Source organism: Paenibacillus sp. WLX2291, from assembly GCF_046603665.1.
GTDB lineage: Bacteria > Bacillota > Bacilli > Paenibacillales > Paenibacillaceae > Saccharibacillus.
Window position 1 is genome coordinate 5259791 of the sequence record NZ_CP176755.1, and the last position, 24724, is coordinate 5284514.

The 24724-nt window shown below is 47.1% G+C and carries 21 protein-coding genes; 10 read left to right on the plus strand and 11 right to left on the minus strand.

Features of this window, described 5'->3' with window-relative positions; genetic code table 11:
* From ACDE64_RS22500 to ACDE64_RS22510, 3 genes are read right to left on the minus strand one after another with little or no spacing between them, the layout of a single operon-like run.
* Positions 1-825 carry an ABC transporter permease gene (locus ACDE64_RS22500; protein ID WP_411344282.1) on the minus strand — a complete coding sequence of 275 codons (825 nt, stop codon included), beginning with the start codon at positions 823-825 and terminating at the stop codon, positions 1-3.
* Complete coding sequence (locus tag ACDE64_RS22505; protein WP_411344283.1) at positions 815-1627, minus strand: ABC transporter permease; 813 nt, start codon at positions 1625-1627, stop codon at positions 815-817. The genes ACDE64_RS22500 and ACDE64_RS22505 overlap by 11 nt, the downstream gene beginning before the upstream one ends.
* Positions 1617-2726 carry an ABC transporter ATP-binding protein gene (locus tag ACDE64_RS22510; RefSeq protein ID WP_411344284.1) on the minus strand — a complete coding sequence of 370 codons (1110 nt, stop codon included), beginning with the start codon at positions 2724-2726 and terminating at the stop codon, positions 1617-1619. Before ACDE64_RS22510 ends, ACDE64_RS22505 begins: the two co-directional genes overlap by 11 nt.
* Positions 2727-3358: 632 nt before the next feature.
* On the opposite strand from ACDE64_RS22510, the gene ACDE64_RS22515 reads away from it, so the two are divergent.
* Together ACDE64_RS22515 and ACDE64_RS22520 are read left to right on the plus strand one after the other, a co-directional pair.
* Positions 3359-4519 carry an aminotransferase A gene (locus tag ACDE64_RS22515; RefSeq protein ID WP_411348377.1) on the plus strand — a complete coding sequence of 387 codons (1161 nt, stop codon included), beginning with the start codon at positions 3359-3361 and terminating at the stop codon, positions 4517-4519.
* Between the two features lie 559 nt (positions 4520-5078).
* Positions 5079-7052, plus strand: coding sequence for a methyl-accepting chemotaxis protein (locus tag ACDE64_RS22520; RefSeq protein ID WP_411348378.1), 1974 nt, complete (start codon positions 5079-5081; stop codon positions 7050-7052).
* A gap of 84 nt (positions 7053-7136) precedes the next feature.
* Here ACDE64_RS22520 and ACDE64_RS22525 read toward each other — a convergent pair whose 3' ends face one another.
* A complete protein-coding gene (locus ACDE64_RS22525) occupies positions 7137-7973 on the minus strand; it encodes a YitT family protein (RefSeq protein ID WP_411344288.1) in 837 nt (278 codons plus the stop codon).
* 624 nt (positions 7974-8597) lie between these two features.
* On the opposite strand from ACDE64_RS22525, the gene ACDE64_RS22530 reads away from it, so the two are divergent.
* The gene (locus ACDE64_RS22530) at positions 8598-9047 is read left to right on the plus strand and encodes a nuclear transport factor 2 family protein (protein ID WP_411344289.1); all 450 of its coding nucleotides are present in this window, start codon (positions 8598-8600) and stop codon (positions 9045-9047) included.
* A gap of 82 nt (positions 9048-9129) precedes the next feature.
* A complete protein-coding gene (locus ACDE64_RS22535) occupies positions 9130-10014 on the plus strand; it encodes an NAD(P)H-binding protein (RefSeq protein WP_411348379.1) in 885 nt (294 codons plus the stop codon).
* A gap of 63 nt (positions 10015-10077) precedes the next feature.
* On the opposite strand, the gene ACDE64_RS22540 is transcribed toward ACDE64_RS22535, so the two are convergent.
* The 4 genes from ACDE64_RS22540 to ACDE64_RS22555 form a co-directional block, all read right to left on the minus strand.
* Complete coding sequence (locus ACDE64_RS22540) at positions 10078-10683, minus strand: TetR/AcrR family transcriptional regulator (RefSeq protein ID WP_411348380.1); 606 nt, start codon at positions 10681-10683, stop codon at positions 10078-10080.
* A 41-nt stretch (positions 10684-10724) separates the two neighbouring features.
* Positions 10725-11873: an N-acetyldiaminopimelate deacetylase gene (locus ACDE64_RS22545; RefSeq protein WP_411348381.1), complete on the minus strand. Its 1149-nt coding sequence runs from the start codon at positions 11871-11873 to the stop codon at positions 10725-10727.
* A gap of 143 nt (positions 11874-12016) precedes the next feature.
* Positions 12017-12730, minus strand: coding sequence for a 2,3,4,5-tetrahydropyridine-2,6-dicarboxylate N-acetyltransferase (gene dapD / locus ACDE64_RS22550; protein ID WP_411344293.1), 714 nt, complete (start codon positions 12728-12730; stop codon positions 12017-12019).
* Positions 12731-13148: 418 nt separating this feature from the next.
* The gene (locus ACDE64_RS22555; RefSeq protein ID WP_411348382.1) at positions 13149-14471 is read right to left on the minus strand and encodes a hypothetical protein; all 1323 of its coding nucleotides are present in this window, start codon (positions 14469-14471) and stop codon (positions 13149-13151) included.
* A 606-nt stretch (positions 14472-15077) separates the two neighbouring features.
* Here ACDE64_RS22555 and ACDE64_RS22560 point away from each other — a divergent pair.
* Complete coding sequence (locus tag ACDE64_RS22560) at positions 15078-15581, plus strand: hypothetical protein (RefSeq protein WP_411348383.1); 504 nt, start codon at positions 15078-15080, stop codon at positions 15579-15581.
* 211 nt (positions 15582-15792) lie between these two features.
* Here the strand turns inward: ACDE64_RS22560 and ACDE64_RS22565 are convergent, their stop codons facing one another.
* A complete protein-coding gene (locus tag ACDE64_RS22565) occupies positions 15793-16863 on the minus strand; it encodes a branched-chain amino acid aminotransferase (RefSeq protein WP_411348384.1) in 1071 nt (356 codons plus the stop codon).
* Positions 16864-17083: 220 nt separating this feature from the next.
* The gene (locus ACDE64_RS22570) at positions 17084-17821 is read right to left on the minus strand and encodes a cyclase family protein (protein ID WP_411350375.1); all 738 of its coding nucleotides are present in this window, start codon (positions 17819-17821) and stop codon (positions 17084-17086) included.
* A gap of 187 nt (positions 17822-18008) precedes the next feature.
* Here ACDE64_RS22570 and ACDE64_RS22575 point away from each other — a divergent pair, with 187 nt between their 5' ends.
* The gene (locus ACDE64_RS22575; RefSeq protein ID WP_411348385.1) at positions 18009-18416 is read left to right on the plus strand and encodes a class I SAM-dependent methyltransferase; all 408 of its coding nucleotides are present in this window, start codon (positions 18009-18011) and stop codon (positions 18414-18416) included.
* Complete coding sequence (locus ACDE64_RS22580) at positions 18377-19039, plus strand: class I SAM-dependent methyltransferase (RefSeq protein ID WP_411348386.1); 663 nt, start codon at positions 18377-18379, stop codon at positions 19037-19039. The genes ACDE64_RS22575 and ACDE64_RS22580 overlap by 40 nt, the downstream gene beginning before the upstream one ends.
* Before the next feature lie 273 nt (positions 19040-19312).
* On the opposite strand, the gene ACDE64_RS22585 is transcribed toward ACDE64_RS22580, so the two are convergent.
* Positions 19313-19924 (minus strand): YjgB family protein, encoded by a 612-nt coding sequence (locus ACDE64_RS22585; RefSeq protein ID WP_411348387.1) that lies wholly within the window; start codon positions 19922-19924, stop codon positions 19313-19315.
* Between the two features lie 435 nt (positions 19925-20359).
* On the opposite strand from ACDE64_RS22585, the gene ACDE64_RS22590 reads away from it, so the two are divergent.
* From ACDE64_RS22590 to ACDE64_RS22600, 3 genes are all read left to right on the plus strand, one after another.
* Positions 20360-21913 (plus strand): NAD(P)H-binding protein, encoded by a 1554-nt coding sequence (locus tag ACDE64_RS22590; RefSeq protein WP_411350376.1) that lies wholly within the window; start codon positions 20360-20362, stop codon positions 21911-21913.
* A 224-nt stretch (positions 21914-22137) separates the two neighbouring features.
* Positions 22138-23367 carry a peptidase T gene (gene pepT, locus ACDE64_RS22595; protein ID WP_411348388.1) on the plus strand — a complete coding sequence of 410 codons (1230 nt, stop codon included), beginning with the start codon at positions 22138-22140 and terminating at the stop codon, positions 23365-23367.
* Positions 23368-23452: 85 nt separating this feature from the next.
* Entirely contained in the window at positions 23453-24574 is a 1122-nt protein-coding gene (locus ACDE64_RS22600; RefSeq protein WP_411348389.1) for a 5-methyltetrahydropteroyltriglutamate--homocysteine S-methyltransferase, read from the plus strand.
* Positions 24575-24724 lie beyond the last annotated feature (150 nt).

The following is a 24724-nucleotide window of genomic DNA, read 5'->3' on the forward strand; positions in this document are numbered from 1 at the left end:
TTATCTTGGCACCCCCATTTCGGCAGCTGCTTCGTGACGACGGCTGCGTCCTTGTGCACGGCGGGTGATCATGTAATATCCGACTACCAGTGCAGTAGTGAACAGGAAGATCAGTGTGGACAGCGCATTGATCGATAGCGCAACCCCCTGTCTCGCACGAGAGTAAATCTCAACGGAAAGGGTCGAATATCCATTACCAGTGACAAAGAAGGTGACGGCAAAGTCATCCAGTGAATACGTGAACGCCATGAAAAAGCCAGCAAAGATGCCGGGCTTGATAAACGGCAAAATGACTTTGGTCAGTACATCGCGGCGGCTCGCACCCAGATCGCGTGCCGCATCCACTAAAGTCGGACTCATTTCCTGCAAACGTGGCAAAATCATGAGCACGGTAATCGGTATGCTGAAAGCGATATGCGAGATCAGTACCGAGGCAAAGCCTAATTTGATGCCAACAATAGTAAACAAAATCAGAAACGATGCACCGATGATTACGTCTGGACTAACGATCAACACATTGTTGAGCGATAATACGGTATCTTTTAAACGACGACGACGAATGCGGTCAATCGCCAGTGCACCGATGATGCCAATGATGGTCGCAATGGTGGATGACAGCAGCGCAATGACCAGTGTATTGATCAGAATAATAATAAGACGGGTATCGTGAAATACTTCGCTATACCACTCCCATGTAAACCCTTCAAACTGGTGCATATTACCGGCACTATTGAAGGAATAATACATGAGATACAAAATCGGCGCGTACAGGACAGCAAATACGAGTACAAGATACAGATTGCTCCAGCGATTCTTATTTCCCATGACGCACCTCCTGTCCGAAACTGCCGCTCAGCAGCATCAGTAGCGCCATCGCAATAATGAGCACAACCGCAACGGTCGAACCCATTCCCCAGTCCTGTGTGACTAGAAAATGCTGTTCAATCGCGGTACCGAGCGTAATCACTTTGTTGCCAGCGATGAGGCGTGTGATCATAAACAAGGATAGCGACGGAATAAAGACTGCCATACAGCCAGATTTTACACCGGAGATCGTTAATGGGAAAATCACGCGTTGAAACGTTGTCCACCCGGATGCGCCCAGATCGCGTGCTGCCGAGATCAGCGAAGGGTTCATTTCTTCCAGCGCATTGTAGATCGGCAAAATCATGAATGGCACGAAAATATATACCGATACGAATACAAAGCTGAATGCATTAAACAGCAATTGCTGCGGGCCAAAGCCGATAGCGCCCAACAGTGCATTTATTGGACCATATGTGCCAAAAATACCGATAAACGCGTACGTTTTTAGCAGCAGGTTGATCCATGTCGGTAAAATGATCAGCAAAATCCATAGCTGCCGATGCTTGGTACGGGTGAGTACATATGCTGCCGGATACGCAATCAGCAGCGAAAACAGCGTCACCAGAAACGCGTACCAGAACGAACTGAGCGTCATTTGCAAATAAACAGGTGTGAAAAAGGTACGGTAATTTTGAAAGGTAAAATGACCGTCCACATCAAAAAAGGAATAATACCCAACCAGCACCACGGGTGCTACAACAAACAGGACGATCCATACATAATAAGGCAGCATATAGATCGCGCGCGTATTAGCCTGCATGGACACCGCCCTCTCCGTAACCTTCCAGACGGCGGTCGTAGTCTTCTTCGCTCTCGCCAAAGCGCATAACGTGTATGGCTTCCGGTTCAAAATCCAGCCCGATCTGACTGCCCGGTTCTGCTTTACGGGTAGAATGTACAAGCCATTCATGACCGGAATCATCATAACAGCTGATCTCATAGTGAACACCGCGGAATAGCTGCGTATCGACACGGACTTTGAGCTTGCCCTTATCCTCGGTAGTCAGCTCCAAGTCCTCAGGGCGAATCACAACTTCAATTGCTTCATCTGGGCGAAGCCCGGCATCAAAACATCGGAATTGTCTGCCGTTGAATTCGACTACATAGTCTTCGATCATGCGACCGGGTACAATATTGGACTCACCGATAAAGTCGGCTACAAAGCGATTGATCGGCTCATCGTAAATATCATTCGGCGTACCGCTCTGCTCGATTTTGCCTTTGTTCATGACAAAGATATAATCGGACATCGCTAACGCTTCTTCCTGATCATGAGTTACGAAAATAAACGTAATGCCCAGACGCTGCTGAATTTCGCGCAGCTCGTACTGCATCTCCGTACGCAGCTTCAAGTCGAGTGCAGATAATGGCTCATCCAGCAGCAGCACTTCCGGCTCGTTGACTAATGCGCGCGCAATGGCTACGCGCTGACGTTGACCGCCAGACATTTCCGAAATGGCGCGTTGTCCATAGCCTTCCAAGTTGACGAACTTTAGCGCTTCGTTCACCTTGGTCTGGATGACATCCTTTTTCATCTTTTTGACACGCAGACCAAAAGCCACATTCTCGAATACATTCAAATGCGGGAATAAGGCGTAATCCTGAAATACGGTATTCACCTGACGTTTGTTGGCAGGAACTTTGTTGATCACCTTGCCGTTCAAATAAATCGAACCTCCACTCGGTTCGGTGAATCCGGCGATCATACGTAAAATGGTCGTTTTGCCGCAACCGGACGGTCCAAGCAAGGTGTAAAATTTACCGCGTTCGATCTCGAAATCGATATGCTCCAGCACCTGTGTGCCATCTTCATAACGCTTGCTTACTCCGTCAAAGCGGATCATATTGTTGTCGCTCATAACAGCCTCCTTTTGGCATCCGTATACTTACTGTGGATTATAAATTGTTGTATACTGTGCACCGTTTCCCCTGCTGACTTCAGTATTGCATATCATCAAACCGCTGCGGTCGCATCGACCGGCGGGTTTACTTGCTATTGATACATTAACCATCTGTCCATGCCGCAAAAGGTACAACTGCTATTATAACGTTTGAATTCCATGGAAAACACCCCATTTTTCAACGCTTTTCGTAAAATATCCGCAAATGCGCTTCATAAACATTGTGCAAAAGGACCATCATGAAATGTAAAGACGGATGTACAGTGGATATGCTAATTTGGGCATAGTGAACAGATAGGCAGCAGTCACAGGGAATAAACGGTACAATAGTAGAAGAATACGATGAGGAAGAAATGGATCTGATATACTAATATTCCTATGCAATGCAGCAACGGTTGCCTAATTGCGATAAAACGTTTCTTCTGTTTCTTCTATTAATACGTTCTTCTATATAAGAGTATATTTGTATGCTAAGACTGAATCTGCATCATAGAATGATATGTACATCATCAGATGCGGTCTGTATCACATATAAAGTTATGTCTTCATCACATGATATCTATATATAACGTTATAAAGGAGTATCTTCCATGGAACATTTAATTCATGCACCGATTCACGATATTCAAATTAGCGGTATTCGCAAAATTGCTACTGCTGCGGCGCGTTATCCAGATGCGTTGGCGTTGACACTGGGACAGCCGGATTTTCCGACACCGGAGCATATTGTTATTGCTGCGGATCAAGCGATGCGTCAGGGAAAAACGGTCTATACACCTAATGCGGGTATTCCTGCGCTACGCCGGGCGGCAGCGAATTTTGTAAAAATGAAATATGGGCAGCATTACGATATGGATACCGAGGTCATCGTGACCGTTGGAGCAAGTCAGGCGTTGGATGTAGCACTGCGTACGATTGTATCGCCGGGGGATGAGGTTATTTTACCGGGACCGATCTATCCGGGGTATGAGCCACTCATCCGGTTAGCTGGCGGTGTGCCGATCTATGTGGATACGCGCAGTACCGGTTTTCAATTGACGGCGGAATTGCTGGAGCCGCATCTGTCGCCGCGTACGAAAGCGATCGCCTTGGGGTATCCGTCCAATCCAACGGGGCGTGTGCTGGGAGAGCAGGAGTTAACTAGCATTGCCGATTTGCTGCGTGAACGGGAGATTTTCATTATTTCGGATGAGATTTATAGTGAGCTGATCTATGATGAACCGCATCGCTCGATCTCTCTACTGCCGGGGATGCGTGAGAAGACGATTGTCATTAATGGGTTGTCCAAATCGCATGCGATGACTGGTTGGCGCATTGGTTTTACCTTTGCACCGGCTTGGTTGTCAGCGCATATGCTGAAGGTACATCAATACAATGTATCGTGTGCCAGTTCGATCAGTCAGTTTGCCGCGCTTGAAGCGTTGACTAACGGTATAGATGATGCACTACCGATGCGTGACGCCTATCGTCAGCGCCGAGATTATGTATATGATCGGCTGGTGCAGATGGGATTGGAGCTGGACAAGCCGGAAGGTGCCTTTTACCTGTTCCCTTCTATTGCGCATCTGAATCTATCGTCGATGGAATTTGCAATGCGACTGCTGGAAGAAGAAAAAGTAGCCGTCGTACCGGGAGATGCGTTTTCGGTGTATGGAGAAGGGTATATTCGGTTATCGTACGCGTATGCGTTACCAGTGCTGGAGCAAGCGCTAGATCGACTGGAAACATTTATTCGCAAACTAGCTATGTAGATTGATAAATAAATACTGTAGTTGAAAAGTAAGACCAATCGATTGCTTCCATTTGTGAGACTACGATTGTAAATGGATATAGCAATCATGTAAAATGCATCATGATTTACAATTCTGCTGTTTCATCTCATGCACTTCATTGTAATGACTTTTTTACTGCACTTTGCTGTTCGTTATCCGAATGTCGGGTATGCTGGCGGCAAGGTGCAATTTGCGTTGCAGGCTTATTCGTCCTGTCCTTCTTTTGTATACGCTTCCTTTAACTTGAAATTGATACGAATGGAAACCTACAGGAATTAAGCTGTTTTGCCGATAATAAAAAGGTGAAGGTTGACTGCGGAAACGCCAGCGATACGGGATAAATATGGAATTTTGCGGGTGCAGCCGTGGGGGAAGCTGTCAGTACCAAATACGGAAAGCCTTCGATGAATATATAAACAAAGAAATGTATTCATCGACTTTAGCGCTTTGCCGGAGAAACGCAAAACAATGATTGCTTATTTGGACTGCTATCGGGTGTGGACGCAACCGGAACGATACTACTCGATGGGGTGATATCATGAAATCCTTTTTTACTAAACAATCTCTAGGTCGCAAGCTGATGCTGTCGTTCGGTCTGGTGCTGATTGCAGCGCTGACTGTATCCAGTCTGGCATCGTATTATGTCGCCCAACGCTCGCTCAGCAGCGAACTGATCTCCAGTACTGCTCTGAATACACAGACACTCAGTGCCATCGTCGATAACGATATGCAGCAAAATATCGATGCGGTTGACTATTTTGCTGGTGAGATCACACAGACCAGCTATGCAAACGGAAATGCTTTGATTGAGGAATTGCGTATTTATGATCAGACGATGACCAAGGTGGAAGGATTGTATGTCGGTACAACGACTGGCGCATTCTACACTTCATCAGATCGACCAACCGCAGCGGATTACGATCCACGCAAGCGTCCATGGTATCAAGAAGCAGAAGCCAATCCGGGCAAAACAATCGTAACGCCGCCCTATCTGTCCTCCTCTACGCAGGCGATGACGGTAACAGTTGCCAAACGTACTGACGATGGCAGCGGTGTAGTCGGTCTGGATATTAATCTGGCTTCGCTTATCGAGATTGCGTCCAATATCAAAATTGGCGAAAATGGATATGCCTTTATCGTCGCTTCGGACGGTACGTATATCTCACATCCGACAATCAAAGCTGGCGAAACCGATGATTTATCCAAACAAATTATCGCAGATAATAAGCCAACGGATACATTCAGTTACACCAACAATGGACAAGCTGAGCAGCTTAGTTATACAACAAGCGCTTTGACTGGCTGGAAGTTAGTCGGTAACTTCTATCAATCCGAGATTGATTCCAAAGTCCGCCCACTGCTAATCCAGACAGTCATCGTCTTAATAATTGCTCTAGTTATTGGCGGTATCGTAGTCTGGCTGATCACGCGTTCTATTAGCCGCCGGATGAATCGTATTGTCACGGTTGCGCATGCGATCAGTCAAGGCGATCTAACAAAATCTGTACAGGATAAAAGCAAGGATGAGCTGGGACATCTATCCACTGCTTTTAATGAAATGAATCAATCGCTCGGTACGCTGGTCGGCTCGCTTCAGGATACGGTCAGCGATGTCGTCTCCTCTTCCGAGCAATTGACTGCCAGTTCAGAGCAAACGAGTAAGGCAACCGAGCAAATTACGAGTGCAATTGAACAATTTTCCAATGGTAGCGATCGCCAGAACGCTCATATCGGGCAAAGTGCTGGACAACTGAATCAGGTATCCGGTTGGCTGGATGAAGTACAACAACATTCTCAATCACTGCTGCAATTGTCGGGTACGTCCAACGAAATGGCGGATACGGGCGATCGCCTTGTGCGCACAACGGTTGGGCAGATGCAGCAGATCGACCAGTCGGTCAACGATGCGTATCGGGTCATCAACGGGCTGTCGCACAAATCAACGCAAATTGGCGATATTCTGAAAACGATCAATAACATTGCGCAGCAAACCAATCTGTTGTCCTTGAATGCGGCGATTGAGGCGGCGCGCGCAGGCGAAGCTGGTAAAGGCTTCAGCGTCGTTGCTGGTGAGGTGAAAAAGTTGGCAGAGCAATCGCACGAATCTTCCGGTCATATCGAGAAGCTGTTGCAAGATATTATCGGAGAGATCAACGACTCGCTGGCAACCTTTGAGCAGATTCATCATTCGGTCGAGGATGGATTGCAGGGCGTGCAGCAGTCGGCAGATCAGTTCCAGCAGTTGAAAGCCAATGCGCATCAGATTGCAACGAGTCTGGAAGATATGAATACGCTCGTGCGTGAAGTGAATAGCAACGCAAGTGAGGTTGCCCGTTCGGTAGGCGAAGTGAGTGAGATTTCGGCGCAAAATGCTGGGAATATGCATGACATCGCTGCTTCGGCGGAGGAGCAATTGGCTTCCATGGAAGAGATCAGCGCGTCTGCACAATCACTGGCGAAGCTGGCTGAGGATTTGCAGAAGGAGATCGATCATTTCAAACTGCATGAGTAAATCGTAATTAAAAAGAGGTACAGCCTGCATACAGGTTGTACCTCTTTGGTATATGGAAATGTTATATCAAATGCGCGATCCTTCTTACTTGGACAATTCCAAAAATCCTTCGCCGAATACGTCGCGTACATCGTGGATGGTGATAAAAGCGTTCGGGTCCTCGTTGCGTACGATCTTTTTCAGTACCGATACTTCTTGTTTGCTGATGACGATGTACAGTACTTCTTTTGGTGTTTTGGTGTAGTAGCCGTGACCGGACAATACGGTAACGCCGCGATCCATGACAGTAATGACTTTTTCGGCAATGGCATCCTGATGAGACGAGATGATCGTAACTGCCTTTTTCGGATTGAGACCTTCGATGATAAAATCCATTACCTTCGTACCGATATAGAGCGCGATAATAGTCAGCATCAAACGCTCGGCGCCGATGATGAACAGTGACGAGAAGGCAACGATCAGGTCGAAAAACAGTAATCCGTAGCTGATATTCCAATCCAGATATTTATGCGTAATCCGTGCCAAAATCGCTGTACCGGCTGTCGTTCCGCCTGCACGGATAATCAATCCCAACCCAACACCGACCAGAATCCCCGCGAATACAGCATTGACGACAATCTCGTTGGAATCAATTCTCCAGCCCTCGGTCAGATGCAGGAACAGCGAGTTGAGCGCGACGGCAATAATAGTATAAATAATGCTCGTTTTGTCGAGAAACTTGTAGCCGATCAGGATCAAAAATGAGTTAATGACAAGGTTGACCAAACCGGGCGACCATTGAAACAGATAGTACAAAATAATCGTAACCCCGGTAACGCCGCCCTCACCGAGATTGTTGGGAATAATGAACAGATTGACTGCCAGCGCAAACAAAAAAGCACCAACGGTAATCAGGATCATATCGTAAACACGTTTTTTCATGGGCAAAGCTCCTTCTATACTGACTTTACGTTGTGGAAGTACGACTTGTGTTCGTTATCGTTATATAAAATTGCATAGAGATCATCATGGAAAACGGCTTTATCGTCCAAGCGACTCTGTAATCCATTCAGCTTTTATGCACTCTATGTATAATCGCTGGTATCCACACAATTCTGCTTGTAGACTTGCTATTTCGTCGCAAAATGTAGCATTTTCGTTAAAACTTATCCAAAACAGGCTCAAATGCATGTATGTCCATCCTTACCCGCCAAATGAGTATTTTAAGCCCCGCCTTCAAGCAAGTCAAAGCTTTTTTGACATCCTTTGACTATTCATTTCACTACTTGATTAACGCAAAAAAGCAGTTGTTACATGAACATGCAGTGGAGCTTATGAATATTGAATATTATTTTAGAATATACATACAAAATATTCCGGACTAAATAGTCTATTTATTATTGACTATTTAGTCCGGAATATTTATATTGATATACATAAGCTCTGCAGAGCCTGCATTATACTTTTATATTTCAGCAAAATAGAAGCTAGAACGACATGTTGGTGTTGAGAAACTGTGCTTACTATGCGTCCGTTTTCACTATTTTTGAAAGTGAGGTTTGTTCGATGAATTCCAATTCGTTTTCCCCTGCCTCTTCCTCTATAACCATTTTGCATGAACGAGCGGAACAGGCTGCTCAACTCATGAATCGCTTTTGTTCTCTTTTATTGGAGCAGCAGCGTCAGGCATGGCTGGATTTGTTTGATGAAGACGTGATTTTTGAGTTTCCGTATGCACATACCTTGGACAATCCTAGACTAGAAGGAAAACAAGCACTTGCTCAGCATATGCTTTATTTTGACACGATCATCTCTATGCAGCACATGTCGCAGCCGCTGATTCATCAGACCCTCAATCCCCATATCTTCATTGCACAATTTCACGGACGTGGACAATTGCTGCAAAGTGGACATGTGTACGATCAGCATTATATCTCGGTTGTTGAGGTCAAGGATGGACGTATCCTCCGGTATGAAGATTACTGGAACCCACTGGCGATTGACGTTTCTTCTTAAATGTTAGAATGCATGCATCCATACCCCAGCCATTTTGCAGATAACGTAACAAATAAATACACTTACTGAAAGGATGAGAACAATGCATTCCCCTATTCTATTGACTGCGGGCAACGGCAAAACCTCCCTTCGTATTGCCGCCCAATTGCAAGCCCGCCATAATGATGTACGACGTGCTGTTCGTCATCCCCGCCAGCATATGACCAATAATCAGCAGGATATGTATTTTGACTGGTACGATGCGAGTAGTTATGCGGCTGTATTAGAAGGTGTGCAAGCCGTTTATCTTGTCGCGCCTACAATGGATATGCAGCCTGAGAAGGTGATGAATCCATTTATTGAGCAAGCGATAGCAGCGGGAGTTCGCCGTTTTGTACTGCTATCTAGCGCTTCGATTGCGGAAAATGGACCGTTGATGGGCAAAGTTCATTACTTTCTACATCAGCATGCGCCTGAATGGGCGGTTCTGCAACCTTCGTATTTTATGCAGAATTTTACTGAAGTGGCTCATGCGGAAACTATTCGTACTCAGAATAGCATTATCACTGCGACTGGAGATGGCAAAGTAGGCTTTGTCGATGCCGACGATGTTGCCGCTGTAGCGACGCGCCTGCTGACCGACAAAGTTCCAGATAATCGCGGCTATATCCTTACCGGACCTCAATCGTTGAATTATGCAGAAGCTGCCGCAATCATCGGTGCCGCATGGGGACGCACGATCGTGCATCAATCCATTGATGAACAAAAATTGAAGCAGCATATGATCGCCGCTGGTATGAATGCTGACTATGCTGCCGCTCTTGCTGGTATGGACACCTCTATTCGGCTACATGGTACGGAAGATCAGGTAACAGATACAGTACAGCTAGTTACCGGTCAGCCTGCACGTTCTCTTCAGCATGTAATGCACAAATATGTGCAACAACAGACGATCGCTGGCACCTCAGCCGAAACGTCCATTTGGTAATGATACTATGCAGCTGTATAAAAAAAGGCAGGCAAGCCGTTATGGCTTACCTGCCTTTTCCATCTACTTGAAGTCTGTGCGTTTACTGCTGCTTACCAATGACAGCGATAGTTTGACAACGGTGCGCAATCGAGCTTCGTCCGTACCGGCTCGCGCTGCGAATACCAGTGCGAGACGCTCATGTGCCAGAAATTGTGCGAGCGATTGAGTATCTGCATTCGCTACAAGCTCCTGCTGCTTGACCGCACGCTCTAGTAAAGAACGAAATACATATTCAATTCGCTGCTGATTGTGCTGCACGTACTGTCTCAGCTCCTCGTCGCGCGCTGCTTCTTCGGCAGCAATAGCGATAATGAAGCACTCGTACGACAACTCAGCATGCAGCAATGTATCGACTATTTCTGTGAAACATTGCTCCAGTAGCGGTAGCACCTCTCCCGTTTCTTCCAGCAGACGTTCCATCACTTCTGCCTTGCTATCCATATACATCTGAACAGCCGCGATAAACAAATCGCGCTTCGTTCCGTACGTGTCATACAAACTTTGGCGTGCAATGCCCAGTTCTTTGAGTAAGTCTGGCAATGTGGCTCCCTCGTAGCCAAGAATGCCAAAAGCTTTCATTGCCCGATGCAGTACTGCTTTTGTATCAAATGCCTTCGTTCTTGCCATCCTCGCCTGCCCCCGTATCACCTATATTTCCAGTGCTATGTTCAGTTTGGATGAACAGCTGTATCCGCATCCGATTTCCAGCGTAGATAATCGGTCACCGTGCGCACTGCAATCTCAATCGCATCCTCGCTCGGCTCCAGCTTGGCATGATGCAGTCCATACGGCGTATCTACACCGAGCCAGAACATGAAGCCGGGAATGTCTTTTAGAAAATAGCCAAAGTCCTCGCCAGTCATTGCTTCCGTACATTCCACCAGCTGCACATCGCTGCGCGCAGATAGCCATTGCATAAACTCAGCGGTCAATTGTTCTTCATTATACACCTGCATATAATTGGCGCCCCAATCGATCTCGGCGCGACATTCAAAACCTGCTTCAATCCCCCCCACTAGCGCTTGAATGCGAGATTTTACTAGCGTCATCGTCTCGGCAGATAGTGTACGAATCGTGCCTTCCAGACGTGCGCGTTCGGCAATAATATTTTGCTTTGTACCGCCCTCGATCTTGCCGATCGTAATCACCGCCGAATCAAGCGGATTCACATTGCGGGCAATCACGCTTTGCAATTGACCGACCAGTTGGCAGCCTGCGACTACCATATCGTTGGCACGGTGCGGATATGCTGCATGACCGCCGGTGCCGATCAGATCGATAAATAACTCAGACGTGTTGGCGAACAAGATTCCTTGCCTCGTCGCAATCGTGCCGACCGGATATTCCGGTGCTACATGCAAACCGACCATTTGCTCCGGCATCCAGTCCGCCAGTTCATCGCTTGCCAGCATGGGCTGTGCACCGCCCGGTCCTTCTTCGGCTGGTTGGAACAAGATGACGAGATCGTCCTTCATCCGCTGCTGCACAAACTGGGTCAGCACACCAAGTCCAATCGTCATATGCAGATCATGCCCGCACGCGTGCATGTAGCCGGGATGTTCACTTTTAAAATCATAACTAGTGTCTTCTACAATCGGCAGTCCATCCATATCAGCGCGATATCCGAAACGCCGGGTTGGTGCGGTGCCATGCACATAGACGAGAATGCCCGTTTTCCACGTACGCACTTCAAGATGTTCCTGTGGCAATGAAGCGATATAGTCCAGCAGATAGCGCTGCGTTTTGAACTCCTGAAATCCTGCCTCTGGAATGCGGTGCAGATCACGGCGGATGTCGATCAGTTGATTGTTAGTCATGAGCTTCACTCCGTTTACATAAGATAAGAAGGCTGCCACAGATTCCTATGACAGCCTTCGTGTATATGGAGATGATGTATCGTTTATGCAGCAGCTAAAACGCCCGATCACCTCAATGATGAAATTAGCAATGAATTACAGGGTTACAGGGTACGCAGATCTTGCAGAATTTCGGTTTTGGACTTGGTTTTGTCGTCCACTTGTTTGATCACGCGTGCCGGTGTACCTGCAACAACGGAGAATGCTGGTACGTCTTGCGTTACAACCGCACCCGCAGCAACGACTGCACCTTCACCGATACGTACGCCTTCCAGTACAACAACGTTAGCACCGATCAGCACATCATCTTCCACGACAACCGGTTGTGCACTTGGTGGCTCGATTACGCCCGCTAGTACAGTACCTGCGCCAATGTGACACATTTTGCCGACTTGCACGCGACCGCCGAGTACAGCGCCCATATCGATCATCGTGCCTTCACCAATCACAACGCCGATGTTGATAACCGCGCCCATCATGATGACCGCATTGTCACCAATCGATACCATTTCGCGGATAAATGCGCCCGGCTCAATGCGAGCATTGATGTTTTTCATATCCAGCAGTGGAATCGCAGAATTACGACGATCGCTCTCGATCACATGATCTTCGATCTGTGCGCTATTCTCGGACAGCACGCCTTGAATGTCAGCCCAGTCACCGAAGATGACGCCAGTGTTGCCTGTGATAAAGGTTTGCACGCCTTCCGGGAAGGAAATGCCGTCCAGTTGACCTTTCAGGTAAACTTTAACCGGGGTTTTCTTTTTGCTTGTTTTGATCAGATTGATAATTTCGTGCGTGTTCATCTCAGTAGACATATGTAGATGACAGCTCCTTTTTCTCATTATAATATCACCGCTGCCATGTCTGGCGCAGTGCGCTTTATTCAACCGTTATGGCATACGCCATCACCCAATTGCGAACATCAACAGCCGCCCTGACGGGAGACTACATCATTTATAGCACAGATGCAGGATCGCTCGCAATTGATCCATGATATTTACACCAAATGTTTATACAGATAGTACATAATTTTCATGAAGACACCTAACACTGCACGCCTAATCAGAAATAGAAAAGGAAACACAGGTCTGGACCCACTATATAGATGATAGGTTCAGACCTGTGTTTTTTGAAAATAAGACTTACCGTAACTATACTTCTCAATGCATCAGCAGATATCTACTACCTATATCATAATATCACTCTACATCAAGCCTCTGTCACAACCATCCCTTATTGCTTCGTAGCATACACATCTTGCGTCGCGTCGCTGACTTCCTTTCCATATACATCGCCAGTCACAGAAGCATTGGGATCTTTTCCGTGAATAATCACCTCATTCACACTCACATATCTGCCTGTTGTCTTCACATGAATCTTGAATTTTTGATAATAACCCGGTTTAACCGGTATCGTCTTCAGATAAACGATACCATCGCCGCCCGGATCGCGAACCGTTGTCTTCAGTTGACCGATCTGAATATCTCCTGTGTTCCAATCCCAACCGGACGTAATCGTATATTCATCTTCCCGTACACCAGATCGATCCAACGCGACAGGGGAATACTGAGTCACGATTTGAATGCTGTCTATATAGGTGGGATTGCTGTAGAAATAAACAGAGAGCGAACCATCGTCATTCGGCGGATAATTAGGATTGGTATAGTACCATGACGTATAAATGTCTCCATCAAATGCATCATTCGGCGTCAGATTCAGATCACTGTAATACGGCCAGACACCTCCCCGTGTTCCTGCCGGCAATGTTTTGGGAATTGTACTCGATTTGGGTACAACCGACAGTTCTTTGGAATAATAGACTTTTCCCTGTATGTTAGCGGCTATTTTGAAATAGTACTTCTGATCGTTCACCAGATTGTATACGCGCGTTCCCAGATAGCCACGCCATGGCGCAATGACTTTGTCTGTGTACACCCCAGACTTCGTACCGTAATAGATAACGGTCTGGTTGGCGAAGCCATCATATTGCCACGTCAAAAATGCTCCGCCGCTCAATTGAGAGATCGTAGCATTGTCAAATGTAGGTTCTGTTCCTTGGGTGAGATCAAGTTCGTTGATCGACACAAATGCTTTGGTGCTAGAATCCATGGAAATCAATACCCCGCCGTATGTTCCTTCCAGAACAGGGATTCGCTCTAAAATAGTAGCTTTGCCGTCTGCGCGATATTCTACCGTCCGCGAAGCACGTCCAATTTCTTCCCAATGGTTACCATTCAGTCCGTAGATCAGATAGCTGAATGTGCTGGTCGAAGAAGCAGTCGTTGCAATCTCGATACCATTCATCTTGATATTCTGATTAAAGACAAAGCTAATCACACCGCTGTTACGTCCTGCATTCCATGCTGTATTCAGATTACCGTCTACAGCCATCTGGAGCGTACTGCCTGACAACGTGTTATGTGCACTGATCAGGCTGTTGCTTGGTACATTGATTCTTTCGTAATCTCCCTGCTCTGCATGCACCGTTCTAACAGGTACATCCGATACTAGCAGACAAACAATACACAAAGCCATACACACGACACGCCAATTCATGAATAATCCCTCCTTTGTAGTATGAAGTTCAATTCATTATATAGCGATAGTCACGGATTATAATACATTTATTTGTAAATATTCCATAATTAATTATTATTTATATCTGTTCAGCTATAGCTCGAATCATACAAGCATACAGCTAAAAAACGCCGACCGTTCTCAACCCATTTTTTCAAAGGCAATGGAGCTAGTATCATTAATCTATTTTGCTCTGGTACATACATCTGAATGTATAAGATATACATTATGCTTGGTAGGATCGACTGCTATTGGTTTCTGATCAGAGTATCATATATTTTTGCTTAGTTTATTTTTGATACTAAAAGTATTAAAAATAAGCATTCTCTAGAATATCAAAACTAATACTATGATACTCTATACAAACACTCATACAGCGACACATGTAATAAACCCTTTAACAGCAAGGTATCATTGCATTTTTTATAGCGAAAAATCTTTTGATAATACCAACTTAATACTTCATATTAGTATTAATACACTTCATATTAAGTATTAATACTATGTTGATACAGTATTAATACTGTGTTAAAGTATCAATAACGAATGTTTTGCATCATCTTACTTCTTCCTGGGGGTTCTGTTATGAATCAGAAAAATTCCAATGCTGAGGGTATACGTAATCACGTGCTTAGCTATTTACAAAAAGAAGGTAAATCCGGCTTTGCAGTGGTTCGTAAATACCTCGAACAATTACCGGAAAATTATAGTGAAGGCTCCATCGTCGGTGCGCTACGAACCATTGCCGACCGTGAACCTCGCATTGTGAAAATCAAGGAAGGTACGGCTGCTTATTATGATCTTGCCGAGAATCAGGTAAAGATCCAGCAGACAGCTTCTTCCCCTACTGCCTCAAGCACAGACGATACCACATCCCAATCTTCATGGTCGATCCAACATGATCGTCATGCGCTACTAGTGCAGGATATTGAACAGCTGATTCTTGATTTGAACAAGAAGACACAGGAACTGAATATTCTGATGATGGAAGGCAAAATCAAAGACTGTGACGCATACCATATGGGGCTAGCAATCAAAGCCAATGAGCTGCAAACGCTAGTCCTTCAGAACAAAATCGAGCGAAGTTAACTTCTATACTATTCATTCCCACACTATTCTTCTTTATATCCGCACAATAGCTACACAAAAAAGAGCAGCAGATCTCATGGATATTCATGAAATCTGCTGCTCTCTTGGTTGTTTCCATTCCTATATGATGTCATTACTTGATGACTCTGAATGAATTGCTTACTGCACTGTTTGCTTCGCAGCTTACTTTTTCATGTGACAGCTTACTTCGTTATTTCACTTCAATGCCCCAGCCGAATGGATCTTCCTCTACACCCTTCTGGATACCGGTCAGTGTCTCATACAGCTTGGCGGACAGTTCGCCCGTTTTGCCTTCGTTGATAAGCATTTTCTCGCCTTGCCAGTTTAGCTCGCCCATCGGGGAGATAACGGCTGCCGTACCTGTACCGAATGCTTCTTCCAGTGTACCGGCTTTGTGTGCTTCTTCCAGCTCGTCGATTGACAGCAGGCGCTCTTCTACCGGAATGTCCCAGTGCTTGAGCAGCTGGATGATCGAATCGCGAGTGATACCGTTCAGGATACTGCCGTTCAGTGCTGGTGTAACCACGGTGCCATCGATTTTGAAGAAGACGTTCATGCTGCCGACTTCTTCGATATATTTGCGGTGTACGCCGTCCAGCCACAGCACTTGAGAATAGCCCAGCTCTGTAGCGCCTTCTTGTGCTTTCAGACCTGCTGCGTAGTTACCGGCGGTTTTCGCCATGCCTACGCCGCCCGGAACAGCACGTACGTATTTGGATTCGACGTAGATTTTGACCGGGTTGATGCCTTCTGCATAGTAAGCGGCAACCGGGGACAGAATGATCATGAATTTGTATTTGAGCGATGGGGCTACGCCCAGTGTCGCTTCGGTCGCAATGACGAATGGACGTATATACAGCGATGTACCTTCGCCCTGCGGAATCCAGTCTTTGTCAGTCAGGATCAATTGACGCAGCGCTTCCAGTGCCAGTTCCGGGTCAATCTCTGGAATGCTCAGGCGCTCGTTGGACAGGTTCAGACGCTCGATGTTTTTGTTCGGACGGAACATCAGGATGCGACCGTCTGGTGCCAGATACGCTTTCAGACCTTCAAAGATCGTTTGACCGTAATGAAATACTTTCGCTGCTGGGTCAAGGCTGATGTTCTGGTACGGCACGATACGTGCGTCATGCCAGCCTTGTCCGTGATCGTAGTCCAGAATGAACATATGATCTGTAAATTGGGTTCCGAATACTAACCCTTCAGTTGCTGGTTTTTCTTTTGGTGTAGTCGTTTGTTCTATTTTGATCTCGATACTCATGGCTATGTCTCCTTAACAGGAATTCCTTTGGATTTCATTAAATCATATCACTTTTAGGCGCTTCGGGAAAATAGCCAAAATGTGATGAATCCGACTGCCTTTTGTGCACAGGGGACGAGACGTTCTTTTCGTAAACGCTTCCTCCTTCTCCTCGTTCATGAAAAAGACGCAATTTTACTTTTTTTGGCTTTTCTTTTGTCCAAAATGAAAAATCTTACATTCACGGTAAAATCGCGAAGGAACGTACCGGAAAGCCGGATGCACGGGCTGCTTTGGGCACAATATTGAAAATAACCGCGCCTGTTGGCGGCACCTGATCCAGATTGGTCAACAGCTCCACCTGGTATGTATCCTGATCCAATACGTAATATTCTGCAAGTAGCGAACCGTTGCGTGTATAATCGACCGCAGCGTCCGTATCAAACGTCTCATGCCCAACCGCCTTGATGCCGCGCTCTTGGAATAACAGTTGCAGCGCCTCCACCGACCAGCCTGGCGCATGATTATTGCCCTGCTCATCCTTATTCTCAAATTGCTCCTGACTCGGCCAGCGCTTGCTCCAATCGGTACGCAGCGCGACAAAGCTCCCCTCTGCGATGGTACCGTGCTCTTGTTCAAATGCCAGCACATCGTCAGGGGTGAGAATATAGTCAGCATCGTGTGTGACTGCTGCCGATTTGTCGATGACGACCAGTGGCAAAACCAGCTCCTTCAACTCCAATTGCTCCAAATAGCGAGCGTCCCGTACAAAGTGGATCGGCGCATCCAGATGTGTACCATATTGACCAGCAAAGCTGAAGTTCTGCGCGAAAAAGCCGTCATTGTGATCAAACAACGTTTGGAATTGCGCGGGCGGAAAGGCAGCAAAGTGTGGTGATTCTGGGCCAAAGGTGTGCGTCAGATCGACCCATTTCTTTTGCTTGAGCAGTTGAAGTGCTTGTAATAGTTCGTTGGACATCATAGTCACCTCTCTACTTGGAATGAATGCCATTATTGGGGCAATCGTATCAAGCTTTGGGGTATCTGGGCAAGCTTCGCCTGTCATAGGATCAGGATATGTTGCCGAGATGCAGGAAACAATATGCTATACTTTGGACAAATGAATCTACCAAGAATATTCCAACAAACCGAAAGGAATGGCTCCTATGAATATTCCAGAACATAATCAGATCAACAATATCGACCGCTTTAATGGGTTTGAGGATGTGTATGATCAGAATCGTCCGCATACACCGCCGCTCGTAGTCGATCTACTCAGTAATTATTTGCAAAAGCGTCCACAGCTAGTCGTCGATGTCGGTTGTGGGACAGGGTTGTCTACACTGGCTTGGGAAGGACGTGCACGGCAGGTGATCGGGGTAGAGCCGAATGCCGATATGCTGGGCAAAGCGCGGCAAAAGCTAGCATTACTGCCGGAAGGACGACAAATTTCATTTGAGCATGGGTATTCCAATGAACTGCCCGTACAGACTGGCAGTGCCGATATTGTCACCTGTTCGGTTGTGGGACAGGGTTGTCTACACTGGCTTGGGAAGGACGTGCACGGCAGGTGATCGGGGTAGAGCCGAATGCCGATATGCTGGGCAAAGCGCGGCAAAAGCTAGCATTACTGCCGGAAGGACGACAAATTTCATTTGAGCATGGGTATTCCAATGAACTGCCCGTACAGACTGGCAGTGCCGATATTGTCACCTGTTCGCAATCGTTTCACTGGATGGAGCCGATCAGTACGTTACAAGAAATACATCGCGTGCTGGCGGAAGGCGGGATTTTCGCTGCGTATGATTGTGATTGGCCACCGATCCTTAACTGGCAGTTGGAACGGGAGTATGAGCATCTGATCGATCTCGCGGAACGGATACTGGACGAGCATGGTGATCCGCAGCAGCGTGCAGTGAAGCGCGACAAGTCGACACATTTGCAAACGTTACACAATAGCGGGCATTTCCGATTTGTACGGGAGATTGTATTCCATAATACCGAACCGTGCAGTGCAGAGCGATATACGGGGATTTTGCTCAGTCAGGGTGGGATTCAAGCGGCGCTCAAGCTGGGAGCGGCTGCGCGTTATCTGGAATCCGAGATTGACGTGTTTCGGGCGATGGCAAACGATGTGTTTCGCGGTGGCATGATCAATGTGCTGTTCAGCTACCGGATGCGCTTGGGCATCAAGTGATGGATTAGACAGCGTGCGTGGTGCGTGGTGCGTGGTGCGTGGTGCGTGGTGCGTGGTGCGATAAAGTTTGCAATGATATCGCGATATTTGGCAATAGCGAAGTTCGTATACACCGCATATAAAGCTGAAAAGGCAAATCGTTTGCAGAGACTATTCTGCATAACGATTTGCCTTTTTCGTGTGCCATCGAATATCGTACCGATGCCATCGGCACATGTATCACACGACGATTTGTCATGATCTCATGTCAGTAAGCTTACTTTTTCACTAGACTTATTTTTTCACGAGATTGATATGATCCAGATCGGTGCCGGTGTTGAAGATAAATTCAAGCTTGTAATCGCCGCGGTTGTAAGTGACTTTGGTTTGCTTTTGCTTGCCCGTAGTGATGGTCGAGGTGGAGCTTGGCGCATACCATTGCTGGCGCAGCAACTGCATCGTAATGCCACCGATATTCGTCTGGCGCTCCACATTTGTGCCGAAATAGCGAATCTCACTCAGCACGTCGTTGGTATAACGGAACGAATAGCCCGGTGAGCCCATCGTTGCTGTATACGCATCGAATCCGGTTGCACTGGTACGCGGTACATCTGCGGAGCTGAAGCGTTTCATCACATCGGCACGTTTTGTTTTACCGATGGCGAATTCTTGGACATTGCCCGGAAATTGACCTTTCAGCGCAGGCTTGTAAAAGCTATTCAGATTCTTGATCGCCAGATTTCGCTGATAGCTGGCTTCGCTGGCGCTGGAATTGGATGCTGCCTGTACAGATTGAGTTGGTAGTACTGTAGATGCAGCACCCAATGCTCCGGCTGCGGTTACGCCTGTAATGGTAGCGATCATAGCTGCTTTGCGAGTATGTGAAATAAGATTCGTGATTTTCATGGAAATGACCTCCCTGTTCTGTTATCCAACCGATCCCCCTACTGGATCAAGTGTTGGCTGCGAGTACCATTATATGACGTGATCGATCATGAAGAAGTTACCCTCATATCTCAAATCAGTAACAATGTCGTATTCATTTATTGTCATATCGGTTCTATTTCACTACGACTTTGTATCCGCTATAATGTGCTTGCTTGCTTTAATGCAATCGTTGTAGTTGCAGTAACTTGCCGGGTTAGAGCATCCGCAAACAGGGTATTGTAAAAGCAGAAGCTTTTCTATTCTTTTTGTAGCTATATTCATTCTTTCAGACGTTCTATTTTGCTGAATATTCATATAATTCATTCTTGTTCATCCAAATTGTACACTGAGGTGATACCGTTGAACGATAACAATCATTCTATTTCCCCGACACCCGAATCAAATGCGTCCCCTATTACGGAACAACAGACTGATACTACCCAGCGACGACCGAAGATTGCGTTGACTGGAGCCAGCGGCTATATCGGGCATAATCTGTTGGAGACGTTGACTGAGCATTTTGATGTCATTGCCTTGTCTCGTAACGGCGATGATCGTGAAAATAGTGAGCATGTCGAATGGCGTTCACTGGATCTATTTTCACTATCGATGGCGGAAGAAGCGCTGGAAGGCGCCGATTATGCTGTCTATCTGGTGCATTCGATGATGCCAACTGCGAAGCTGACGCAGGCGGATTTTGAAGATATGGACTTTATTCTTGCCGATCATTTTGCCCGTGCAGCCCGTAAAAAGGGCATCAAGCAGATTGTATATCTGAGCGGGATTTTGCCAGAAAATGAGCCGCGTGAGAAGCTATCTCGTCATCTGCGTAGTCGGCTGGAAGTGCAGCAGACGCTCGGTTCGTACGGCGTACCAGTAACGACGATTCGCGCTGGTCTGATCGTCGGACCACAAGGCTCGTCATTCCCGATTCTGGTACGTCTGGTAGAGCGCTTGCCTGTGATGACACTACCGTCATGGACACGTACCAAAACTCATGCTGTTGCGCTTCCCGATGTGATGCACGCTCTGAATGCGAGTATTGGTAAAACAGAACTGTACAACCGTTCCATCGATATCGGTGGTCCAGATGTGATGACTTATAAGGAAATGATGGAGCGAATGGCAGCTGTCATGGGCAAAAAACGCCATTTTATCGACTTTCCCTTCCTTAGTATTCATCTATCTCGACTATGGGTGACACTCGTTACTCAGATGCCGCGTGAGATGGTTTATCCGCTGGTTGAAAGTCTGGCGCATCCGATGGTGGCGCATCCCGATAAAATGGTTCCGGGCATCAGCGATGGCAAAATTGGCTTTGAAGAATCTGCCAAAGAAGCGCTGGAAGAGGAGCAAAAGCACAAAGAGGAGAAAAAAGAGAAAAAGAAAACATCCTCTTCGGACTCAGCTTCTTCGTCTAAGGAAAAGCAGGAAAAGCTGGCAGATGTGCGCTCCATTCAACGTGTATTGCTGCCTGAAGGCAAAAATGCCGACTGGGCAGGCAAATACTATATGCAATGGCTGGGCAAACTGGCTGGTCCGATTATTCGTACGGAATGTCATGAAGGTGTGCACCGCGTCTATGTATGGCCCAAAAAGCAGCCGATTCTGGAGCTGACCTATGCGCCGGAGCATAGCAATGAGGAGAGCGCCATTTACAATATTACTGGCGGTAGCTTCGCCCGTGTGCAGGAAGATCGCCGTATCGGTCAGCATGGGCGACTGGAATTCTCACAAATTCCGGGTACGCAAGAATGCGTCATAGCGATTCATGATTATCTGCCTGCATTACCATGGTTTTTGTACAAATATACACAAGCGAAGCTGCATCTGTGGGTTATGACATTGTTCCGCTGGCATCTGAAGCGTCTCATTGTTGGCGGCGATACTCAGTCGTTACAGCATACGCCAGACATGCCGGAAGCGACCGGTACACCGCGTACGCCAACACCGACGCAAACGTCTTGATCTCATCATCCCTTATGATTGACATGTAACATGCAGCTGTTCCGTACTCATCACGTATTCAACCGATTTCCCCGCCAACAGGTGTGGTGGAGCCGGTTGTTTGCTGTTGTAGTCGTGAATCTGCTACACGCCTCCTGCATCGCAGGCTTTCAATACCCGCTGTTCATGCTAAAATGTAAGATAGCATTTACTATTCCCGAGTACGCGAGAGGAGCATGACCGTTTTGAAAAATGAACTAATTGAACGTTTGAGTTCCTATGTACAGATTGATACGCAATCCAATGATGAGAGTGAAACTTGCCCGTCCACACCCGGACAATGGGATTTGCTGCGCCAGCTGGAGCAGGAGCTACATACGCTCGGACTGGCAGAGATTACGCTAAACGACGAAGGGTATCTGATGGCGACACTGCCGTCCAATAGCGACAAGGATGTACCAGTTATCGGCTTTATGGCGCATGTTGATACGGCAACTGATTTTACCGGCAAACATGTAAAACCACAGCTGGTGGAATATAACGGTGGCGATATTTTGCTAAGTAAAGAGCATGGCGTTGTGTTATCGCCGAAGGACTTCCCAGAGCTGGACGGCTATCACGGTCATACGTTGATGACGACGGATGGCACGACTCTGCTCGGCGCGGACAACAAAGCAGGCATCGCCGAGATTATGACAGCAGTGCATTATCTGCTAGATCACCCGGAAGTGAAGCATGGCAAGCTGCGCATTGCTTTTACCCCGGATGAAGAGATTGGTCGCGGTCCGCATCGCTTCGATGTCGATGCCTATGGTGCCAAATACGCTTATACTGTCGATGGCGGTCCACTTGGTGAACTGGAATACGAGACGTTCAACGCCGCCGCAGCGCGTGTCATTTGCAAAGGCACCAATGTACATCCTGGTACTGCCAAAGGCAAAATGATCAACGCCACCAAGATCGCTATGGAACTGAACCGCCGTCTGCCAGTGGATGAAGCGCCAGAATTCACGGAAGGCTACGAAGGCTTCTACCATCTGCAATCTATCAAAGGCGATGTCGAACGTACAGAGCTGTCCTACATTATCCGTGACTTTGATCGTGAGAACTTTGAACATAAGAAGAATACACTGACTAGCATTGTGCATGAATTCCGCCAGACGTATGGCGAAGATAGCATCCTGCTGGAGATTCGTGATCAATATTTCAATATGCGCGAGAAGATTGAACCTGTAATGCATATCGTCGATACTGCTGCGCAAGCTATGCGCAATCGCGGTGTAGAGCCACATATTATACCGGTTCGCGGTGGTACAGATGGTGCACAGCTGTCCTATATGGGATTGCCGACACCGAATATCTTCACTGGCGGGGAGAACTACCACGGCAAGTTTGAATATGTATCTGTCGACAATATGGTCAAAGCAACCGAAGTGATCGTGGAGATTGCACGATTGTTTGAAGAACAAGCTTAATTATAGCCTTCATTTTACATGAGCTGGAATCTCTGGTACGATGCAACATAAAATATGATTCCTATCCAGAAAGTAGGTATTGATTATGACATCTTCCCTATCTTCCTCACAACGCACGACCGCGCCTTTTCGTGCGGATCATGTAGGCAGTCTGCTACGTACTGAGAAAATCAAAAAAGCACGTCTTCAGCATACCGCAGGCGTGATCACTGTTGAACAGCTGCGCGAGATTGAGAACGAGGAAATCCGTCGTATCGCTGCCAAGCAGGAAGAAATCGGTCTGCAATCCATCACAGACGGCGAATTCCGCCGCGCGTGGTGGCACTTTGACTTCCTCGAGAATCTGGACGGCGTTGAAGCATTTGAAGCGCAGCAGGGTATCCAGTTCCACGGCGTCACCACCAAGCCGCGCGGTATCAAGGTCATCGACAAAATCGACTTTACCAGTCATCCGCATCTGGAAGATTACAAATTCTTGCACAGCGTCGTCAGCCCGGATCGCACTGCGAAAATGACGATTCCTAGCCCGAATATGCTGCAATTCCGTGGTCAAATCGGCACCGACCTGTACAGCGACAGCGATGTACTGCTGAACGATCTCGGTCTTGCGTATCAAAAAGCGCTGCGCGCGTTTTACGATGAAGGCTGTCGTTATCTGCAACTGGACGATACATCGTGGGCGGCGTTCTTCTCCGATGAAGCGAAGCAAAAACTGCGCGCTGAAGGGAAAAACCTGGATCAAATGCTTGCCGATTCCGTGAAGCTGATCAATCTGGCGGTAGCGAACCGTCCAGACGATATGGTCATCACGATGCATATTTGCCGCGGCAACTTCCGCTCTACTTGGACAGCTTCCGGTGGTTACGAAGGCGCAGCCGATGCGATTCTGGATCAATTGAATCTGAACGGGCTGTTTATGGAATTCGACGATGAGCGTTCCGGTTCACTGGACGTGCTGAAGCATGTGAAACGCAAAGACCTGCAACTGGTGCTCGGTCTGATCACGTCCAAGCATGGCGAATTGGAAAGCAAAGACGATATCAAGCGCCGTATTGATCAGGCAGCGCGTTATGTGAATCTGGATCAGCTGTGCCTCAGCCCGCAATGCGGCTTCGCTTCTACAGAGGAAGGCAATCTGCTGACCGAAGAACAACAATGGGACAAACTGCGCCATGTGATCGAAATCGCGCAGGATGTATGGAAATAACATACGTGGACGAACGTTTCACCTGAAGCGTTCCTCTGTCAGACGTCTGCTCAAGTCGGCGATATGTCGGCTGTAGCAGGCGTCTTTTTGCGTTTTTGGTATACCCGTACAGGATATTTCCGGTTTCTTCACTGGATAGAACATTCATCC

What these genes read in the sequence shown, in the direction of transcription:
- ACDE64_RS22515 (WP_411348377.1), top strand. Translation starts at nt 3,359, where the DNA reads ATGGAACATTTAATTCATGCACCGATTCACGATATTCAAATTAGCGGT.
- ACDE64_RS22600 (WP_411348389.1), top strand. Translation starts at nt 23,453, where the DNA reads ATGACATCTTCCCTATCTTCCTCACAACGCACGACCGCGCCTTTTCGT.
- ACDE64_RS22520 (WP_411348378.1), top strand. Translation starts at nt 5,079, where the DNA reads ATGAAATCCTTTTTTACTAAACAATCTCTAGGTCGCAAGCTGATGCTG.
- ACDE64_RS22575 (WP_411348385.1), top strand. Translation starts at nt 18,009, where the DNA reads ATGAATATTCCAGAACATAATCAGATCAACAATATCGACCGCTTTAAT.
- ACDE64_RS22540 (WP_411348380.1), bottom strand. Translation starts at nt 10,683, where the DNA reads ATGGCAAGAACGAAGGCATTTGATACAAAAGCAGTACTGCATCGGGCA.
- ACDE64_RS22525 (WP_411344288.1), bottom strand. Translation starts at nt 7,973, where the DNA reads ATGAAAAAACGTGTTTACGATATGATCCTGATTACCGTTGGTGCTTTT.
- ACDE64_RS22505 (WP_411344283.1), bottom strand. Translation starts at nt 1,627, where the DNA reads ATGCAGGCTAATACGCGCGCGATCTATATGCTGCCTTATTATGTATGG.
- ACDE64_RS22585 (WP_411348387.1), bottom strand. Translation starts at nt 19,924, where the DNA reads ATGAAAATCACGAATCTTATTTCACATACTCGCAAAGCAGCTATGATC.
- ACDE64_RS22500 (WP_411344282.1), bottom strand. Translation starts at nt 825, where the DNA reads ATGGGAAATAAGAATCGCTGGAGCAATCTGTATCTTGTACTCGTATTT.
- ACDE64_RS22545 (WP_411348381.1), bottom strand. Translation starts at nt 11,873, where the DNA reads ATGACTAACAATCAACTGATCGACATCCGCCGTGATCTGCACCGCATT.
- ACDE64_RS22560 (WP_411348383.1), top strand. Translation starts at nt 15,078, where the DNA reads ATGAATCAGAAAAATTCCAATGCTGAGGGTATACGTAATCACGTGCTT.
- ACDE64_RS22510 (WP_411344284.1), bottom strand. Translation starts at nt 2,726, where the DNA reads ATGAGCGACAACAATATGATCCGCTTTGACGGAGTAAGCAAGCGTTAT.
- ACDE64_RS22565 (WP_411348384.1), bottom strand. Translation starts at nt 16,863, where the DNA reads ATGAGTATCGAGATCAAAATAGAACAAACGACTACACCAAAAGAAAAA.
- ACDE64_RS22570 (WP_411350375.1), bottom strand. Translation starts at nt 17,821, where the DNA reads ATGTCCAACGAACTATTACAAGCACTTCAACTGCTCAAGCAAAAGAAA.
- dapD (WP_411344293.1), bottom strand. Translation starts at nt 12,730, where the DNA reads ATGTCTACTGAGATGAACACGCACGAAATTATCAATCTGATCAAAACA.
- ACDE64_RS22555 (WP_411348382.1), bottom strand. Translation starts at nt 14,471, where the DNA reads ATGAATTGGCGTGTCGTGTGTATGGCTTTGTGTATTGTTTGTCTGCTA.
- ACDE64_RS22535 (WP_411348379.1), top strand. Translation starts at nt 9,130, where the DNA reads ATGCATTCCCCTATTCTATTGACTGCGGGCAACGGCAAAACCTCCCTT.
- ACDE64_RS22530 (WP_411344289.1), top strand. Translation starts at nt 8,598, where the DNA reads ATGAATTCCAATTCGTTTTCCCCTGCCTCTTCCTCTATAACCATTTTG.